Raw genomic sequence first — 311 nt, 5'->3', positions numbered from 1 at the left:
TTAAAAGCAGATTCAATTATTGTTGCTTCTATTTATAATGATAACCCTTCTAACACCTTAAACTGGGATTTGAGTACCCCTATTGAAACTTGGGATGGGATTACTGTTTCCTTCTTTAGGGTAAAAACAATCCAACTAACAAATAAAAATATTCAAACTCTACCCAATTCAATTGGTGAATTAGAAAAATTAGATACATTAGTTCTCAATGAAAACAAGATTGATATCTTACCTGAATCTATAACCGACTTGACCCGTCTAAAGCTACTTAATCTATCAAATAACAACCTTAGTTCTTTACTTGATCAAAT

At 30.5% G+C, this 311-nt stretch carries 1 pseudogene; it reads left to right on the top strand.

The features are described from left to right. Positions 1 to 311 (top strand): annotated as a pseudogene (locus IC221_RS29980) (hypothetical protein); the annotation flags it as partial.

This window comes from Flammeovirga sp. EKP202, from assembly GCF_014534745.1.
In the GTDB taxonomy this organism is placed as follows: domain Bacteria; phylum Bacteroidota; class Bacteroidia; order Cytophagales; family Flammeovirgaceae; genus Flammeovirga.
This window is presented reverse-complemented; position numbering and strand designations above follow the sequence as displayed.